At 67.6% G+C, this 14,100-nt stretch carries 17 protein-coding genes and 1 pseudogene; 7 read left to right on the top strand and 11 right to left on the bottom strand.

Annotated elements, in window-relative coordinates; translation table 11 throughout:
- Nucleotides 1-148: 148 nt before the first annotated feature.
- Nucleotides 149-1,072: an endo-beta-N-acetylglucosaminidase H gene (locus tag ACFVJX_RS05210; protein WP_384123994.1), complete on the bottom strand. Its 924-nt coding sequence runs from the start codon at nt 1,070-1,072 to the stop codon at nt 149-151.
- A 434-nt stretch (nt 1,073-1,506) separates the two neighbouring features.
- Nucleotides 1,507-1,953, bottom strand: a complete 447-nt coding sequence (locus ACFVJX_RS05205) for an anthrone oxygenase family protein (RefSeq protein ID WP_384123992.1) — start codon at nt 1,951-1,953, stop codon at nt 1,507-1,509.
- A 411-nt stretch (nt 1,954-2,364) separates the two neighbouring features.
- Between ACFVJX_RS05205 and ACFVJX_RS05200 the strand changes: the two genes are divergently transcribed.
- Entirely contained in the window at nt 2,365-2,805 is a 441-nt protein-coding gene (locus tag ACFVJX_RS05200; protein ID WP_384123990.1) for a VOC family protein, read from the top strand.
- A gap of 346 nt (nt 2,806-3,151) precedes the next feature.
- Here ACFVJX_RS05200 and ACFVJX_RS05195 read toward each other — a convergent pair.
- The 3 genes and pseudogenes from ACFVJX_RS05195 to ACFVJX_RS05185 form a co-directional block, all read right to left on the bottom strand.
- A pseudogene (locus tag ACFVJX_RS05195) lies at nt 3,152-4,041 on the bottom strand (TIGR03619 family F420-dependent LLM class oxidoreductase).
- A 34-nt stretch (nt 4,042-4,075) separates the two neighbouring features.
- Nucleotides 4,076-4,699 (bottom strand): NADPH-dependent F420 reductase, encoded by a 624-nt coding sequence (locus tag ACFVJX_RS05190; RefSeq protein ID WP_384123988.1) that lies wholly within the window; start codon nt 4,697-4,699, stop codon nt 4,076-4,078.
- A 32-nt stretch (nt 4,700-4,731) separates the two neighbouring features.
- On the bottom strand, nt 4,732-5,466 hold the full coding sequence (locus ACFVJX_RS05185; RefSeq protein WP_384123986.1) for an SDR family NAD(P)-dependent oxidoreductase: 735 nt from the start codon (nt 5,464-5,466) through the stop codon (nt 4,732-4,734).
- Nucleotides 5,467-5,609: 143 nt separating this feature from the next.
- Here ACFVJX_RS05185 and ACFVJX_RS05180 point away from each other — a divergent pair, with 143 nt between their 5' ends.
- Genes ACFVJX_RS05180 through ACFVJX_RS05170 form a run of 3 tightly spaced genes read left to right on the top strand, consistent with a single transcriptional unit; the run spans nt 5,610 to nt 6,696 of the window.
- Complete coding sequence (locus ACFVJX_RS05180; protein ID WP_384123984.1) at nt 5,610-6,221, top strand: TetR/AcrR family transcriptional regulator; 612 nt, start codon at nt 5,610-5,612, stop codon at nt 6,219-6,221.
- Nucleotides 6,218-6,430, top strand: coding sequence for a hypothetical protein (locus tag ACFVJX_RS05175; RefSeq protein ID WP_384123982.1), 213 nt, complete (start codon nt 6,218-6,220; stop codon nt 6,428-6,430). Before ACFVJX_RS05180 ends, ACFVJX_RS05175 begins: the two co-directional genes overlap by 4 nt.
- Entirely contained in the window at nt 6,424-6,696 is a 273-nt protein-coding gene (locus ACFVJX_RS05170) for a hypothetical protein (RefSeq protein ID WP_384195314.1), read from the top strand. The genes ACFVJX_RS05175 and ACFVJX_RS05170 overlap by 7 nt, the downstream gene beginning before the upstream one ends.
- A gap of 36 nt (nt 6,697-6,732) precedes the next feature.
- Here the strand turns inward: ACFVJX_RS05170 and ACFVJX_RS05165 are convergent, their stop codons facing one another.
- From ACFVJX_RS05165 to ACFVJX_RS05155, 3 genes are all read right to left on the bottom strand, one after another.
- Nucleotides 6,733-7,041 (bottom strand): hypothetical protein, encoded by a 309-nt coding sequence (locus ACFVJX_RS05165; protein WP_384123978.1) that lies wholly within the window; start codon nt 7,039-7,041, stop codon nt 6,733-6,735.
- A 313-nt stretch (nt 7,042-7,354) separates the two neighbouring features.
- A complete protein-coding gene (locus tag ACFVJX_RS05160) occupies nt 7,355-7,510 on the bottom strand; it encodes a hypothetical protein (protein WP_384123976.1) in 156 nt (51 codons plus the stop codon).
- Between the two features lie 77 nt (nt 7,511-7,587).
- Nucleotides 7,588-8,220, bottom strand: a complete 633-nt coding sequence (locus ACFVJX_RS05155; RefSeq protein WP_384124078.1) for a hypothetical protein — start codon at nt 8,218-8,220, stop codon at nt 7,588-7,590.
- A 168-nt stretch (nt 8,221-8,388) separates the two neighbouring features.
- Here ACFVJX_RS05155 and ACFVJX_RS05150 point away from each other — a divergent pair, with 168 nt between their 5' ends.
- On the top strand, nt 8,389-8,802 hold the full coding sequence (locus tag ACFVJX_RS05150) for a GNAT family N-acetyltransferase (RefSeq protein WP_384123974.1): 414 nt from the start codon (nt 8,389-8,391) through the stop codon (nt 8,800-8,802).
- Here ACFVJX_RS05150 and ACFVJX_RS05145 read toward each other — a convergent pair.
- Both ACFVJX_RS05145 and ACFVJX_RS05140 read right to left on the bottom strand, forming a co-directional pair.
- A complete protein-coding gene (locus ACFVJX_RS05145) occupies nt 8,757-9,302 on the bottom strand; it encodes a hypothetical protein (protein ID WP_384123972.1) in 546 nt (181 codons plus the stop codon). The genes ACFVJX_RS05150 and ACFVJX_RS05145 overlap by 46 nt on opposite strands.
- Before the next feature lie 27 nt (nt 9,303-9,329).
- Nucleotides 9,330-9,782, bottom strand: coding sequence for a hypothetical protein (locus ACFVJX_RS05140; RefSeq protein WP_384123970.1), 453 nt, complete (start codon nt 9,780-9,782; stop codon nt 9,330-9,332).
- Nucleotides 9,783-9,935: 153 nt separating this feature from the next.
- Between ACFVJX_RS05140 and ACFVJX_RS05135 the strand changes: the two genes are divergently transcribed.
- Nucleotides 9,936-10,070: a DUF4259 domain-containing protein gene (locus ACFVJX_RS05135; protein WP_384123968.1), complete on the top strand. Its 135-nt coding sequence runs from the start codon at nt 9,936-9,938 to the stop codon at nt 10,068-10,070.
- Between the two features lie 546 nt (nt 10,071-10,616).
- The gene (locus ACFVJX_RS05130; RefSeq protein ID WP_384123966.1) at nt 10,617-12,026 is read left to right on the top strand and encodes an MFS transporter; all 1,410 of its coding nucleotides are present in this window, start codon (nt 10,617-10,619) and stop codon (nt 12,024-12,026) included.
- On the opposite strand, the gene ACFVJX_RS05125 is transcribed toward ACFVJX_RS05130, so the two are convergent.
- Nucleotides 11,995-14,049, bottom strand: a complete 2,055-nt coding sequence (locus ACFVJX_RS05125; RefSeq protein ID WP_384123964.1) for a prolyl oligopeptidase family protein — start codon at nt 14,047-14,049, stop codon at nt 11,995-11,997. The genes ACFVJX_RS05130 and ACFVJX_RS05125 overlap by 32 nt on opposite strands.
- Between the last annotated feature and the right edge of the window lie 51 nt (nt 14,050-14,100).

Below are 14,100 nucleotides of genomic sequence, written 5' to 3'. Positions count from 1 at the left end.
CCCACCAGGACGACGTTGCCCAGGGCCACGCCCAGGACGACGCTCAGGACCCCGACATCGTTGTCAGGAGTCCAACGCGCACGGGGTACACCCCTACGGAGTGCGGCAGGTCCCGCAGGAGCACGGCGCACCGGGTCCTGCGGCCGGCCTACGGCGTGTAGACGGCGTCACTGCCGTACAGCTCCCGGGTGAACGCGGAGACATCGGCGCTGCGATCGGCTCCGTCGAGGTTGTACGTCAGATAGACGCCGTACCCCTCACTGACTGTGCGGCGTGCGAGGTCGGCGGCCGTGCTCTGCGAGGTCCCGCCGATCTCGACGGCAGCCGGCGACAGCTTCGACTTGGGCATCGCCATGCCGGGCACCTGCCAGCTGCCGTAGTACGGGTTCCAGGCGTAGTCGAACTCGGACGAGACGTCGACGCCGTCGTAGGAGAGACGCGCCGCGGCAGGGCCGATGTTGTAGAGGCTGATGATCTTGTCCGGCATGTTCGCGCGCAGCGCCGACACCAGGTACACGAACGAGCTGTCGTTGGGCTGGCCGGTGCCGTTGTTTCCGTACTCGGCGTACTCGTCGTCGAAATCGATGCCGTCGAGGCCGTACTCGGCGACGGTGTCCGACAACTGACCCGCGAAGTCCGATGCCGCCTGCTGCGACGGGAAGTTCGCGAAGCCGGCACCCTGGTGGTTGCCGAGCACCGAGAGGACGACCTTGATGCCCTTCTCCTGCAACGGCCTTATCTCAGTGGCGGCGTTGTCGAGGACGTGCTGCACGTTCTCGTTGAAGCTCAGACGCGCCGCCTTCGCGCCCGTGTCGTAGTTGATGTTCGCCGCGAAGATCACGGCGACGTCGAAGACGTTGTCGCCACCGTTCGCGAGGGTGTACTTGCCTACGTTCAGCATGCTGTTGTTGTTCACCTCGACGTACGCCACCGAGGTCGGCCCCTGTTTCGCGAGTGCGGGTTCGGGGGCCGCTGCCGCACTGTTCGCGGCTGTCGCACCGAAGGCGAGCGCCGCGACAGCCGAGAGCGCGAGCGCGGCCGTCCGTACTCTGTTCCGTACCGGAGTGAACATCGTTGATCGGTCTCCCATCGCATAGTCTGGCGTCCGAGTCGTTCGGAGGCGCCGGGTGAGCCCTCCGAGTTTTCCGCCCCGGTCACCGAATCCGGAGAGCCGGGCGCGAACTCTTCACAACCTCCACGCCGGCCGCACCGGTTCGGGGCTCGGCAGGGGCCTCGCACAACCAGGCCTTCCGCATTCCGGCGGCGAGAAGGAAGGCGGCCCGAGGGGCTCGGGGCGCGCCGCTCTTCGATGCCGTGGGCTTCCCCGGTAGCTCGCGGTTCGGCGAGACGCCCGAACTCGAAGCCGATGTAAGGGAGTTCACCGAGGAACGCCTCAAGCGCCATCCGTTTACCGGGGATGGTCGAGCCGTCGCCGCGGGTGGAACCGATGCGCTCTTCGTCGAAGCAGGAACCGCCGCGCCAGGTGCCGGATCCCGCCCCGCGGGGTCAGGCGAGGGCGACGACCAGCAGGGTCAGCGCGGCGACGAGGATGGCGACGCGGACGTAGTGGAAGCGGTCCCAGCGGTTCATCTGCTCCTCCCAGTCGGCGGGCCGGTTGTCAGGGGTCCACGTCTTGCCCTGGTTGTTGATCGGGACGAGGAGCAGGATCGACATGATCACGCTGAGAGCCAGCAGCGCGCCGGAGGTGGCGACGAGGCCCGTGCGGTGGTGGTGCCATCCGGCGACGGCCCAGACCGCGACGAGGACGAGCGAGCTCATGTACCAGAACGGCATGACGGCACCGAGCATCCGCCCCCCGTGGGCGCGACCCAGCTGACGGCTGTCATCGGGGAGTGCGTCGAGGATGCGGTTGATGACGAAGGCGACGGAGAACTCCACCCCCACCATCAGGCCGACGCTCACGGTGGTGAACACCTGGAGTGCGTTGAGCATGACAATCCCTCCCGATACTTACCTAGCGTCGCTAGATGTTGAGGCAACGCTATTACTACTGCCGCACCATTGTCTAGCGGCGCTAGGAACTAATCGTCATGTCGGTACAGGAACGCAAGGAGCACCACGAACGGGCGGGCCGCGAGCGACTCAGGCGACGGCCCGCGAGCTGTCCCACCTGACGGAGCTCGAAGAGATCGAGAAGGCGCGGTACAAGGACATCAACCACGTCACGGACGGCGACATCAACGTGTACGGGGAGCTGGGCGTCAAGGTCTGACGCCGGCGTCGGCGGAGCAGCGGGGCAGCGGGGCAGCAGGCCCAGCCGGACGTCATGATCCGCTCAACCTGCGCAGCCGTCACCATGTCGCCGCCGGCCCCGCGCCACCGCGAGTCGTTAGGCTCGGAGCCATGACTATTCAGCGGATGGACAACGTCGCCGTCGTCGTCGACGATCTGGACGCGGCTGTCGCCTTCTTCACCGCGCTCGGTATGGAACTGGAAGGCAGGGCGCAGATCGAAGGCCTCTTCGCGGACCACACCGTCGGCCTCGACGGCGTCCGGAGCGAAATCGCGATGATGCGGACCCCGGACGGTCACAGCAAGCTGGAGTTGACCAAGTACCACGCCCCCGAGGTGTCCGAGGCCGAGCCGCGGAATCCTCCGCCCAACACGCTGGGCCTGCACCGCGTCATGTTCGCCGTCGACGACATCGACGAGACCATCGCCCGCCTCCGCACCCACGGCGCCGAACTCCTCGGCGAGGTGGCGCAGTACGAGAACGCCTTCCGGCTCTGCTACCTCCGCGGCCCCGCAGGCATCATCATCGGCCTGGCCGAACAGATCGGCTGACACGGGCCTGCTGCTGTACGAGCGGCCCGCGCGGCGGAGCGACGTCGGACGACGGCCCCCGGCCGTGTCGTGACGAGGGCCGTCACGAGGAGGGCGGGGGCGATCGGTGCGGGGGCGGGACGGCGTGCTGTCACAGCGATAGTCCGGCTGGTCAAGCTGCTTGCCGGGCACGAAGACAGGGCCTCAGCTACCAGTCGGAGTCGCCGAAGCTTTGAGCGACAGTGTGTTTGGCTTCCACGACGGGCTCGTGACCCTTGTGCGGCTCATCGCCGAGCGGGCTGTTCAACACCGCGTTCTCGGCGAAACAACAGGCGGGGATGCCCTTGGTTGTCCGGCTCTTGGGTGGTCACAACCGACCGGTGCGCGCGATCACCTGGCCGGCGAAGTCAAGCATCTGGTCAAGGTCGGGGAACAGCGCGAAGGCGTCCACGAACGCCTCGTCCGCACCGGACTCTGCGAAGCGCTTGAGCTTGTCGGTAAGCGAATCGACGAACGTGCCCGGTTCGAGGTTGATACGTATGGCCTTCTTCAGCGCGTCGGGATCGCGGCCGGCCTCCTGCGCCGCCCGGCGCGCGAGCGACCACAATTGGTCGGCGACCTCGTCCGGCAGGAAATCGATCCCGAGCCAGCCGATGGCGCTGCGGCCGACCCGGCGCATCGCGGCCTCGCTGGTGCCGCCGACCCAGATGGGCGACCCACCGCTTGCGCCGGGCGCAGGTCGGCGTGGACCGGCGGCAGCGAGAAGAACTCGCCGTCCCAGGACACCGGGTTGGTCGTCCACCACTCGTGCAGGAACGCCAGCAGGTCATCGAGCATCCGCCCGCGCCGGTGCCAGTCCGCGCTGCGGGAGATGTCGTGCTCGTCCTTCATCCACCAGAGTCCCACGCCGACCTCGAGACGGCCGTCGCTGAGCACGTCGAGTGTGGTCACCATCCGGGCCAGGTGCGGCGGTTCGTAGTAGAAGGTGCTGAGCGTGCTGGCATTCAGCCGCACCCGCCTGGTCGCCGTCGCGGCGACGGTCCACAGCAGCACCGGGTCGAGGTAACGCTTCATCTGTGGCGGGTACGGCTGCTCTTTGCCCGGATAGGTGCTGTGCATATCGACCGGCTGGACCAGGCGATCGCCGACCCACAGCGTGTCGTAGCCAAGGTCCTCGATCCCGCGGCAGAACGCGCTCAGGCCGACTGCGCTGCTGATGGCGGGCCCGATTATGGGAAGTGTGAAACCAAGCTTCATGGCGAGTCGTTTCGGTATTCCGTCAACCGTTGGCTCAGACGGGAAGCTCGGTGATGCTGAGGGCGAAGTCCAGGTTCCCCACCCCGTGGTTGGCGAGGCCCACAGTGACCACGCCCGCTCCTTCCAGCCAGTGCGCCATTGCCAGGCCGCCGACGTCCAGCGGGCGCAGCCCGAGGGTCTCGATGAACGCCTCCACACTTGCCTTGGCCTGCGCGTTGTCGCCGGCGATGAAGACATCGGGCCGACCCTTCTCCAAGACATGGCGGAATGCGGTGTTGAACGCCTTCACCACGTTGGCGTCGGCCGGGGCCGCTTTGGCGACTTCCTGCGCGATCGAGGTCTCCTCCCGGTGGGCCAGCCCGTCGAACGTGGAGTTGAAGGGATTGCTGATGTCGACGATGACCTTGCCCGCGAGAGCGTCTCCGTACTGGGTGATGACTGGCACGACGCCGTCGTACAACAGGGCGACGATGACGATGTCCCCGGCCGGGGCGGTGCCCCACTCACCCGTCGTGGCGCCGCCGCCGAGAGCCTTGGCCAGGTCGGCGGCCTTGGACTGATCGCGGCCCGTGATCTCGACGGTGTTGCCGCCCGCTATCGCCCGCGTTCCGATGGTGCGGGCCATGTTCCCGGTGCCGATGATGCTGATGCTGCTCATGAGGTGTCCTGTCCTGGTTGTGGTTTTTCGGTTCAGATGGCGGTGGTGCCGCCGTCGGCGACGAGTTCCATCCCGTTGACGTAGCTGGAGTCGTCGGAGGCGAGGAAGAGGGCGGCGGTGGCGATCTCGTCGGGGCGGCCCATCTGGCCGCGGGGGATGAGGGACTCGAACTGGCGCTTGGTGGCCTCGTCGAAGAGCTCTGCCTGCTTGGCGGTGGCGACCTGGCCGGGGGTCAGGACGTTGACGCGGATGCGGCGGTCCTTGAGCTCGTTGAGCCAGACGCGGGCCCATGCCTGCTGGACGGCCTTGCTGCCGGCGTAGACGCTCCAGCCGGGAAAGGCGCCGAGGGAGGCGTTGGAGCCGGTCATGAGGATGGAGCCGCCCTCGTTGAAGAGCGGGAGGGCCTTCTGGACGGTGAACAGGGTGCCGCGGGCGTTGAGCCCGAACCAGGTGTCGAACTGGGCCTCGGTGATCTCGCCGAGCGGAGCCGGCTCGCCCCCTCCGGCGCTGGCCCACAGCACGTCGAGGCTTCCCTTCTCCCGCTTGACGGTGTCGTACAGGCGGTCCAGGTCGTCCAAATCGGCGGCGTCGCCCTGGACGCCGGTGACGTTGCGGCCGATCTGCTTCACGGCCTCGTCCAGGGCGTCCTGGCGGCGGCCGGTGATGAAGACGTGCGCTCCCTCGTCGACGAACAGCTTCGCGCCGGCCAGCGCCATGCCGGTGGTGCCGCCAGTGATGACCGCGACCTTGCCGTCGAGCTTTCCCATAGTCATTCCCTTGGGTCGGTGGTGCCCTGTGTGCCTGGGGCGACGGCGCTAAGTACACCGCCTTGTGTGCTTAACGTACGGGGCGGGTGACTGGGGCGCAACTATGTACACCGGTCGTTACCTAGCTGCGGTACGCTGGGCCCATGACGGAGTTGGAGAAGGGCCCCACGGGCCGCCGCCGCGGCCGGGGCGCTCGCGAGCGCATCATCGGCGCGGCCCAGCAACTGTTCCGCGAGCAGGGCATCAACCGCACCGGCATGGACCAGCTCTGCGCGGCGGCCGAGGTGTCCAAGCGCACGGCCTACCAGCACTTCACCGGCAAGGACCAACTCGTCGCCGAGTACCTGCGCCGGTTCGACCCCGCCGTGCTGTCCGGCGTGTTCGACCGCACCGACCTCACACCCCGCGAACGGCTCCTCGCCGCCTTCGATATCCCCCCCACCACCCCGCTGTGCCCCTACATCGCCGCCGCCGTCGAACTCCACGACCCCCAGCACCCCGCGTCCCAGTACGCGCGCGACTACAAGAAGGCCGTCGCCGCGCGGCTCGCCGACACCGCCCGCGAAGCCGGCGCTGCCGACCCTGAACAACTCGGCGAGCAGCTCGCGCTGCTCATCGACGGCGCCGCGGCCCGCACCCGGGTCCTCAACGCCGACGCCTTTCCCACCGCCGCCGCCATCGCCGCCGCCCTCATCGAAAACGCCATCCCCGCCACCCACGGCGATGACCGGCGACGGGAGGAAGCGCCGAGTTGACTTGGCACTCCGCGGCCGTGCCGGACGCGCGGCTGCACCCGCTGGTACGCGACACCAGCCGCCCGACACCTGGCCCGGACCTGCTGGCTTTCACGGAACTGGCCGCACGCCTGCTGAAGTCAGAGCAGCAGAAGCCGCCGGGGAGGCCGGCGGCCCCCGAGGGTCCGCCGACCTGGCAGCTGCTGGCGCCGCACGCTGCCAAGTGCTGAACAGCCTCAGCGCTCTGCCGGACAACTCGGACGAGACGATCGGGGCGACATCAGACGCTGCGTACATGGCGACCCGGAACCGGGAAAGCCAGGGATCTTACGCTGCGGCGAGCCTGCGGGAGATCACCGAGAGGCTCGTCATCTCCACCGGGAAGAGGAATGGCCAGCACCCGTCAGCGGCCACCATCATACGGATGCTCCGCGACCACGATGAGAAGGTACTGGAGATGAGGGTCCTCTCTGGGAGGGTCGGGCACGTGTTCTAAAGCAGTCGACACCTTGTTGCCCGACAACGCACTTGCCTAATGAACGGCCAGAAGGTGCCACTTCTTCGGCTCGTAGTCGAGGTCATGTCGCGCCACACCAAGAAACGCCATGCGCGCGACCGTTGTGGCCTGCAGGAGGGCCGAGAGGTCTTCCTGCTCCAACTCGGCGTTGTTGGACCACAGGGCCATGAACTCCTCCGCCTTCTTGATGACGTACTCAAGAGCGCAAAGTCGGATGCTGTCAAGAGCGCAGATCAGCTCGATGTTGGCATCAACCTGGCGCGTCAGGAGGTGGCTAACAAGGTCATCCTTGCTTCCGTAGCCCTGGCCGTGGAGGTTGCGCACCCAGTGGGTCGGCAAGGTGTTCGCCGTGATGGCGTCGAGGAAGCAGCGGTACGCCTGCGCCCGGTACTCGGGGCTTCCCGTTCGGACAACGCCAACGGGCGGTAGCGGTTGGCAAGGGCTCCCGCGAGATTGCCAGCTGCTTTGATGCCGGATCACCCCCGCGTCGGCGGGGAGGACACACGCTTCCTGACCTGCGCCTCCGTCGGGTCAGCGAACACGGACATGGAACACGTCTCCTTCGACGAAGAATCTGAGGCGGCCCGGAGGTGGCAGCGGTTGCACCGGCCCGCCCGGGCGGTTGTACGGGGGTGGGTCAGCTGGTCTGTGCAGCCCCATGGCCGGGGGCCGGGTCGCTGCCGGCGGCGAAGTCATCGTCGAGGGCGCTGAAGCAAGACTCCATCCACCGGGTGGTGATCCGGTCCCTGCCGCGGTCCCACCAGGCCAGGTTCTCCAGCAGCAGGGAGGTCACGCGAACGTGCTCCCCGCGTCGCACACCAAGACAATCCAGGGCCCCGCCTCTTGGGCGGCGAAGTCAGGCTCGCCGCCCTACGCCTCCGGCGGTATTGCCGGCGCAGGAAGGTCGACGGCGCGGGCGAGGGCGGCTATGACGAGAGCGCAGTGGCCAGGCAGGTGCCTTGAGGCCCAATCGGCTGCCAGATCCAGGAAGTCGGCCAGGTCACGCTCGGCACCGGCGAGCAGGTTGCGGAGCTCAGCGACGGACAGCACGAGCACCGGACTGTCGCTCTGCTCGGCGTTGACAGTGAGCCGGACGGTGTCGCCGAGGCGCTCTGCAACCGGTGACACGGGGTCGTGGCCAAATCCGAGCAGGCTGCCATTGTCGATGCACTTGTGCCAGTCGCGCCAGTCCTCCAGACCATCACAGCAGCCGGGCAGGAAGGTAACGCCTGTAGAGGTATCGGTGACCCGCAGGCCGCCGGCGGCGAAGAGGTTGTCGAACGTCAGCAGTCCGTGAAGGAACGAGTCAAGTGCGTCGGCCGGGCGAGGCGGGCGGTTGCCGTCCGGGGCGATGTCATTGCAGCTGGCGATGCGCATCACGGCCAACCCGACCTCAGCGGGTGAGAGCTCACCACTGAGAGGCAGAAAGCCAAACGATTCGACCTCGGCGACAGGCCAGAGGTCGAAGCCGTCAGCTGCGTATATCTCCAGTACGGGCTGCATCACGGTCACCCGGCGAAGTATTCCGCGTCCCACGCCTGTGTCGCCTCCCGTTTACGCCGAGCACCCTCGTCTCGGTCAAGGAAGCTGAGCACTTTCGGTTGTACCGACCTGAGCAGATACGGGTGTACGTCGACACCTGGCACAGAACTCCCTGGGAGACTGCTGGGTATGCCCTCCCTGGTTCCCCCCGCGCTTCCAAACGGTGCACTAGCCGGAACCGCTCAGCCACTTCTGCGAGTTGGAAGCGATGCGATGCTGCGCGCTTGGCCGCCCACCGATGCTCCGGCGGTGATGGAGGCATTTCAGGACCCCGCGATCCAGCGCCGGCATGCACGGCGGGCTGATTACGTGGACGAGGCGCGGGAGTGGATCGAGGGCTGGCGGAGCAGCCGGCAGCAAGAGACAGCTGGACACTGGGCAGTGGTGGACGACGACAGGGATGCTCTGTTGGGCCGTGTCTCTCTCCTGTCCTGCCTGCCTCTGTCCTGTCGGGTGGCCGAACGATACAGCTTGGGACTATCCGATCTGGGGGTGTATCAGCCCATCATGAAGTCGATGAGGAACCAATTCTCGAAGTCGTAGGGACGGCGGAGTTCGAATTTCCCGTCCTCCATAAGGTCCTCCCTCCCCGTCCCACCACCAACGAGGCTTCCCGTCGAGGGCTTCGGGGTAGTTGAAAAAAGCTGGTCCGGCATCGGCTGTTCATCGAAGTTACTCAGAGGTAGCCAACCCTGCTCGCCGACGATGACACCGGCGACAACGGCAGCGGTGAGCTGGAAATCAGGAGTCCGGCCCTCTTGAAAGCAGAGTCGCCACTCTCGTTCATGTAGCCAGTCGGCACGTCCTCGCTCGTAGCGAACCCGTCGGGCCCGGAACGTGGCCGACAGGTCATTGGTCGCATCCATCTCCTCGCCTGAGAGATAGGGAACCGGTCGGGCGTCTGCTGCAATAAGGGCTTCGCGGTTGAGGAGGATGGCCCACGGGACATAGGGACCACGCGGTGCGATCCCTTCGCGGCAGAGAAAACGGCGGGCCGTCTCGGATGGCTCGCCAAGACAGATGACTTCATGGCGCGGCGTCAAGAACGAGCGCCCCTCGCGGAGGGACGGTCAGAAGCTCCAGCTGTAGAGACCGCCATCCGTATTCACCGCAGACGCTGCGAGGCGGGCAACGCCTTGCAGGACTGCCAGCAGGTCATCGTCAGTCATATCCTCTCCATCCTCGGATCGGAGGCGCGTGGTCCAGCGCCCTGCAAGCTCTTCCAGCTCGACGGAGCTCGCGTTGGCCAGTGCCCGGGTCAAACGCTGCGGCAGGGCGAACACCTCAACGCCGTCGTTCAATGGGGCAGTGACCCACTTCGGCCACGCCCACCCAAGGAGTTGTCCGACCGGTGGGGCCTCGGCCGAAGGCTTCTGGAAGTACATGTCCCAGTCGGCGATGGCACTGTCTGGCTCAATGAAATGGCAGGTCACTGACTCAAAGGCCTCACCAGGTCCCCGCAGGCGCGTCGCGGCAGCTGTCTCGTCGTCGGCGGCGAGGAAGAACACTATGTTGTGGGCCATCTGAACATGATGGCAGCCCGCGGAGCTGACGCGGTGACGGATATCGAGGCCAGGTGACCGCTGTCTCGACCAGTCACATGTGGCTGAGACCCCGCTCTGGACTGCACGGCCTCTGTCAGGATGCCCCGGTCAACATCGTGATCAGGGGAGACCATGGCCACTTGGGACGTCGGCTCCTTCGACAACGACACTGCAGCGGACTTTGGCGGTGGCCTTGATGAGGCAGCTGCAGGCGAACGTGAGGGCATAGTCCGCAGTGCTCCACCAACCAGATCACCGACATCGTGAAGGCGCGGTCGCGCTCCAGCCCATCGAGGATCTCTGCAGCCTCCGAGCTATCCGGCGAAGTCGTGACGGCCGCCGTCGAAGAGGGGCGCAGCACCTTGGTGGCGACGCGACGGTCCAGACGCTCGTCGTAGCAGTGGTGGACCTCGCTCATGCCGCCACGGCCGAGTGAACCGTCTACTGGGAACCACCCCGCCAACAGCCTTCTTTCGGCTGGTTCTTCCGTGCCTAGTCCCATGCCGGTTCGGTGATGATCCGGTACGCGCGCTTGCGGCCCGCTTCCACAGGTCTTGACTATTCCTCAAGAGGACCTCGACACACGCTGCCGCTGCGGAGAACGCACCCACATCTTCGACGACACTCGAAGACACCGCGCCACACCCGCAGCTGCCCCCCGAAGCGGAAACGGGCTCGCGCCCCTCCTCGTAGCACCGGACCGCACACCGGCAACCCGAACTATGGTGTCCCGCAACATACGCCCCTGACCTGCCCCTTCCTACGGTGTGGCCACACGGATTCGTCCCCGCCCACCGTCCGGAAGTGGTACCCATGGCCACCCCAGCAACCGCTCCCCCACGTACCTCGAGCCTCCCGCGCATCGTCGCAGCCAGCCTCATCGGCACCACCATCGAGTGGTACGACTTCTTTCTCTACGGCTCCGCGGCCGCCCTCGTCTTCAACAAGCTGTTCTTCCCCGACTCCGACCCGCTCGTCGGTACCCTCCTGTCCTTCCTCACCTATGCCGTCGGTTTCGCGGCCCGGCCGATCGGCGCGCTGGTCTTCGGGCACTACGGCGACCGGCTCGGCCGCAAGAAGCTGTTGGTGCTCAGCCTGTTGATGATGGGCGGGGCGACCTTCGCGATCGGGCTGCTGCCGACCCACGCCACCGTCGGGGCCGCCGCACCCGTGCTGCTCACCGTGCTCCGGCTGGTGCAGGGCTTCGCGCTCGGCGGTGAATGGGGCGGGGCCGTGCTGCTGGTGTCCGAGCACGGCGACGCCAAACGGCGTGGGTTCTGGGCCTCCTGGCCGCAGACCGGTGCGCCGGCGGGGCAGTTGCTCGCCACCGGGGTGCTCTCCGCGCTGACCGCGGTCATGCCCGACTCGGCCTTCGAGGCCTGGGGCTGGCGTATTCCCTTCCTGCTCTCCGGTGTTCTGGTCGTCATCGGTCTGTGGATCCGTCTCTCCGTCGATGAATCGCCCTTGTTCAAGGCCGCACTGGCCCAGGCCGAGGAGCGCAAGGCCGCGGCCGGGGCGACGGAGAAGATGCCTGTCGTGGCCGTGCTGCGGCACCACTGGCGGGATGTACTGATCGCCATGGGCGCCAGGATGGCGGAGAACATCAGCTACTACGTCATCACGGCGTTCATCCTCGTCTACGCGACAACGGCGGCGGATCTGAGCAAGCAGACGGCGCTCAACGCCGTCCTCATCGCATCGGCCGTCCATTTCGCCGTCATCCCGATGTGGGGCGCGCTGTCGGACCGGGTCGGGCGCAGGCCCGTCTATCTGGTCGGCGCGGTGGGGGTCGGGGTGTGGATGTTCCCGTTCTTCGCACTGATCGACACCCGGAGCTTCGGGAGTCTCCTGCTCGCCGTGACCGTCGGGCTGATCTTCCACGGGGCTATGTACGCGCCGCAGGCGGCCTTCTTCTCGGAGATGTTCGCGACCCGGATGCGGTACTCGGGCGCGTCGATCGGCGCACAGTTCTCGTCGGTCGCCGCCGGCGCCCCGGCTCCGCTCATCGCCACGGCTCTGCTCGCCGACTACGACAGTTCGACGCCCATCGCGCTGTACGTCATCGCCGCGGTGCTGATCACAGTGCTGGCTGTCGTCTGCGCCAAGGAGACGCGGCACCGCGATCTCGCAGGCGTCGAGCCGACGGCCGGTCAGGGGGCGCCCGCGGCGGTGTCCGCGGACGCCCGTACGGTCAGCCGGAGGCCGGCCGAACCGGTCGAGTGAGGTGCTGCCGCAGGAAGGTGTACATCAGGGCGCTGTTGTGGGCGGCCTGCTCGTTGTCTCCGGCGCCCGCGTGGCCACCGCCGGTGTTCTCGTGGAGCAGGACCGGGTGTCCCAGTTCACGCAGCCGGGCCGCCGCCTTGCGGGCGTGGCCGGGGTGGACGCGGTCGTCACGGGTCGACGTCGTCAGCAGTACCGGCGGATAGACCCGGTCCGCGGTGAGCCGGTGGTAGGGCGAGAGCTCGCGGAGGTGAGGGCGGTCCGCCTCGTCGTCGGGGTTGCCGTATTCGGCGATCCAGGACGCCCCCGCGAGGAGCTCGTGGAAGCGGAGCATGTCCAGCAGCGGTACCTGCGCGACGATCGCGCCGAACAGCTGTGGGCAGCGGGTGAGCATCGCGCCCATCAGCAGGCCGCCGTTGCTTCCTCCCGCGGCCCCCAGCATGTCCGGGGTGGTGATGGCCCGGGCGACGAGGTCGGCGGCTACGGCCGCGAAGTCCTCGAAGGCCCGTGACCGCTCCGCGCCGAGTGCGGCCCGGTGCCAGTCCGGGCCGTACTCGCCGCCGCCGCGGATGTTCGCGATGACGTAGGTGCCGCCGTCCTCCAGCCACGCCCGGCCGGCGACCGCGCCGTAGTAGGGGGTGAGGGACACCTCGAAGCCCCCGTACCCGTAGAGCAGGGCGGGGCCGGGGGCGGCGGAGCCCTCGGAGCGGTCGGGGCCGATCACGAAGTACGGCACCCGTGTGCCGTCCTGGGAGGTCGCGAAGTACTGTTCCGCCGTCAGACCGGCGGTGTCGAAGCGGGCCGGGGCCTGCTTGAGGATCTCCGAGTCGGCGCCGACATGGCCGTGGTAGAGGGTGGAGGGCTGCAGGAATCCCGACACGTCGAGGAAGTACTCGTCGGAGACGTCCGGGTCCGTGTCGACGACGCTGACGGCGGACAGCGCGGGTACGTCCGCGAGTGGTTCGCGGGTCCATTCCCCACCGGGGGCCGGGGTCAGCACCTCGATGTGGGTGCTGACGTCGCGCATCGTCTCCAGGATCAGGTGATGACGGGTCCAGGTGTGCCCGGCGAGGGCCGTGCGCTCGTCCGGGGTGAACAGCACCCGGGCGGTGCGGTCGCCGGTGAGGAAGGCGTCGAAGCCGAAGGCCAGCAGGCAGCCCGCGCGGTGTCCGAGCCAGTCCGACCTCAAGGTGACGATCAGGTGCTCGCGGTGGGCGTAGGCACTCGCGTCGTCCGGGACGTCGATCCGGACGAGTGAGGCGTCGGGGGCCAGGAGGTACATCTCGCTGTGGTGGAAGTCCAGCGACCTGACGACGAAGTCCCGTTCGAAACCGGGTGTGCTGTCGTGCCAGGCACCGGCCGACACGTCCGCGGCCCGGCCCTCGAAGACCACGGTGGCCTCCTGCGGTGATGTGCCGCGTCGCCACTTGCGCACGGTCCGCGGGTACCCGGAGTCGGTCAGCGAGCCAGGACCGAAGTCGGTGCCGAGGAAGACCGTGTCGGCGTCGATCCACCCGATCCTCGTCTTCGCCTCCGCCACCCGGAAGCCGTCCTCGACGAACGTCCGGGTGCCGAGGTCGAACTCGCGGACCACGACGGCGTCCCCGCCGTCGCGCGAGAGGCACACCAGTGCCCGGTCGTGGTCCGGATGCCGTACCCGCGCTCCGGCCCACAGCCACTTCTCGCCCTCGGCCTCGGCGAGCGCGTCGACGTCGAGGACGACCTCCCACTCGGGGGCGTCCTTGCGGTACTGCTCCAGCGTCGTACGCCGCCACACTCCGCGCACATGCCCGGCGTCCCGCCAGAAGTTGTAGAGGTAGGGACCGCGCCGGACCGTGTAAGGGATACGGTCCGAGGCGTCCAGCACCTCCCGCAGACGCTCCTTCAGGGGGGTGAACCCGGCGCCGGAGGCGAGTGCGGCCGCCGTCTCGGCGTTCCGTTCGGCCACCCATGCGAGCGCGGCCTCACCCTCGACGTCCTCCAGCCACAGGTACGGGTCTTCCAGGTACGGGTCTTCATCGGTCACCTACCGAATTGTGCAGGCCCTGGAGGCGCGGCGGGACCACATCCGCCCAAT

The organism is Streptomyces sp. NPDC127177 (genome assembly GCF_042672475.1).
Classification (GTDB): domain Bacteria; phylum Actinomycetota; class Actinomycetes; order Streptomycetales; family Streptomycetaceae; genus Streptomyces.
This window is presented reverse-complemented; position numbering and strand designations above follow the sequence as displayed.